2 protein-coding genes are annotated in these 2,549 nt (G+C 72.0%); both read left to right on the top strand.

Annotated elements, in window-relative coordinates; all coding sequences use genetic code 11:
• Window positions 1-1,310 (top strand): putative lipid II flippase FtsW (gene ftsW, locus ABD317_RS35765; protein ID WP_425582527.1); only part of this gene is annotated, 1,310 nt, incomplete at its 5' end.
• Window positions 1,311-1,353: 43 nt separating this feature from the next.
• Entirely contained in the window at window positions 1,354-2,448 is a 1,095-nt protein-coding gene (gene murG / locus ABD317_RS35770; RefSeq protein WP_344296024.1) for an undecaprenyldiphospho-muramoylpentapeptide beta-N-acetylglucosaminyltransferase, read from the top strand.
• Window positions 2,449-2,549 lie beyond the last annotated feature (101 nt).

Below are 2,549 nucleotides of genomic sequence, written 5' to 3' on the forward strand. Positions count from 1 at the left end.
CCGTCGGCGCGGCCGGCCCGCGCCGCCCCGCCCGCCGCGCCCGCCGGGCCTGGGACCGGCCGCTGACCGCGTACTACCTGCTGCTCGGCGGCAGCCTGCTGATCACCGTGCTGGGCCTGGTGATGGTCTTCTCCGCCTCCCAGATCGAGGCGCTCAACAGCGGCCTGGCGTCCACGTACTACTTCCGCAAGCAGCTCGTCGCCGCCGTTCTCGGCACCCTCCTGCTGCTCGTCGCCTCCCGGATGCCGATCCGGCTGCACCGCGCGCTGGCGTACCCGACGCTGGCGGCCTCGCTGTTCCTCATGGCCCTGGTGCAGGTGCCGGGGATAGGGCAGTCCGTGGGCGGCAACACCAACTGGCTGAACTTCGGCGGCCCGTTCCAGCTGCAGCCCAGCGAGTTCGGCAAGCTGGCGCTGGTGATGTGGGGCGCCGACCTGCTGGCGCGTAAACAGGACAAGAAGCTGCTCACCCAGTGGAAGCACATGCTGGTGCCGCTGGTGCCCGCGGCGCTGCTGATCCTCGGCCTCATCATGCTCGGCGGCGACATGGGCACCGCGATGATCGTGGGCGCGATCCTGCTGGGCCTGCTGTGGGTGGCCGGCGCGCCGACCCGGCTGTTCGCCACCGTCATCGCGGTCGGCGCGACGCTGACCGTGGTGGCGTTCACCTCCAGCCCGCACCGCATGGACCGGCTGCGCTGCGTCGGCGCCACCGAGCCGGGGCCCGGCGACGTCTGCTGGCAGGGCCTGCACGGCATCTACGCCCTCGCGTCCGGCGGGTGGTTCGGCTCGGGCCTCGGGGCAAGTATGGAAAAATGGGGTGAACTCCCGGAACCGCACACCGACTTCATCTTCGCCGTGACCGGGGAGGAACTCGGCCTGGCGGGGACGCTGTCGGTGCTGGCACTCTTCGCGGCTCTAGGCTATGCGGGTATCCGCGTGGCCGGACGTACGGAGGACGCCTTCGTAAGGTACGCCGCGGGAGGCGTGACCGCCTGGATCATGGCGCAGGTCGTGATCAACATCGGCGCGGTCCTGGGGTTGCTGCCCATCGCCGGCGTCCCCCTCCCGCTGTTCTCCTACGGAGGCTCCGCCCTGCTGCCGGCGATGTTCGCCGTGGGGTTGCTGATCGCGTTCGCGCGCGACGAACCGGCGGCACGGGCGGCACTGGCCGTGCGGCCCGCGGGGGTGCTGCAGTCTGCTAGAAGGGTGCTCGCCGGAAAAAGGCCGGAGAGCACGGCCAACAGAGCCAAGACAGCCAGGACAGCCAGGACAGCCAGGACAGCCAGGACAGCCAGGAAAACAAGGTGACGGACCGCCGGCGGGCGGCCGTCGCGGAGAGCGGTGAAATTCGGTGCATGTCGTACTCGCCGGTGGGGGGACCGCCGGCCACATCGAGCCCGCGCTCGCCCTCGCCGACGCCCTGCGCAGGCAGGACCCGACGGTGGGCATCACGGCGCTCGGTACCGAGCGCGGGCTCGAGACCAGGCTGGTCCCGGAGCGCGGCTACGAACTGGCGCTGATCCCCGCGGTCCCCCTGCCGCGCAAGCCCACGCCGGAACTGATCACCGTCCCCGGACGGCTGCGCGGCACCATCAAGGCCGCCGAGGAGGTGCTGGAGCGCACCAAGGCCGACTGCGTCGCCGGCTTCGGCGGCTACGTCGCGCTGCCCGGCTATCTGGCGGCCAAACGCCGCGGCGTGCCGATCGTCGTGCACGAGGCCAACGCCCGCCCCGGCCTCGCCAACAAGATCGGCTCGCGCTACACCAGGTTCGTCGCCGTCTCCACGCCGGACAGCAAGCTGCGGCACGCGCGCTACGTCGGCATCCCGCTGCGCCGCTCCATCGCCACCCTCGACCGCGGCGCGCTGCGCGCCGAGGCGTCCGCCGCCTTCGGGCTCAATCCCAACCTGCCCACGCTGCTGGTCTCCGGCGGTTCGCAGGGCGCCCGGCGGCTGAACGAGGTCGTCGAGTCGGTCGCGCCGTACCTGCAGCGCTCCGGCGTGCAGATCCTGCACGTGGTCGGGCCCAAGAACGAACTGCCGCAGGTCGACAATATGCCCGGCATGCCGGCGTACTCCCCGGTGCCGTACGTGGACCGGATGGATCTCGCCTACGCCGCCGCGGACATGATGCTCTGCCGCGCCGGCGCGATGACGGTCGCCGAGCTCTCCGCCGTCGGGCTGCCGGCCGCGTACGTCCCGCTGCCCATCGGCAACGGCGAGCAGCGGCTCAACGCCCAGCCGGTCGTCAAGGCCGGCGGCGGTCTCCTCGTCGACGACGCGGAGCTGACGCCGGACTGGGTGCGCCAGCAGGTGCTGCCGGTCCTCACCGACCGCCAGCGGCTGCACGAGATGTCCTGGGCGGCCGCCGAGTTCGGCCGGAGGGATGCCGACGAACTCCTCGTCGGCATGGTGTACGAGGCCGTGGCGGGCCGGCGGGGATCATAGTTCTCCGATCTCACCACACCAGGCAGGGGGTACGGGGATGGCCGGAGCGGTCCGCGAGCAGGTCGCCGAGGTGGTCCAGGCGATCCGGGCCGAGCGCGGGG

Source organism: Streptomyces synnematoformans (genome assembly GCF_039531005.1).
GTDB classification, from domain to species: domain Bacteria; phylum Actinomycetota; class Actinomycetes; order Streptomycetales; family Streptomycetaceae; genus Streptomyces; species Streptomyces synnematoformans.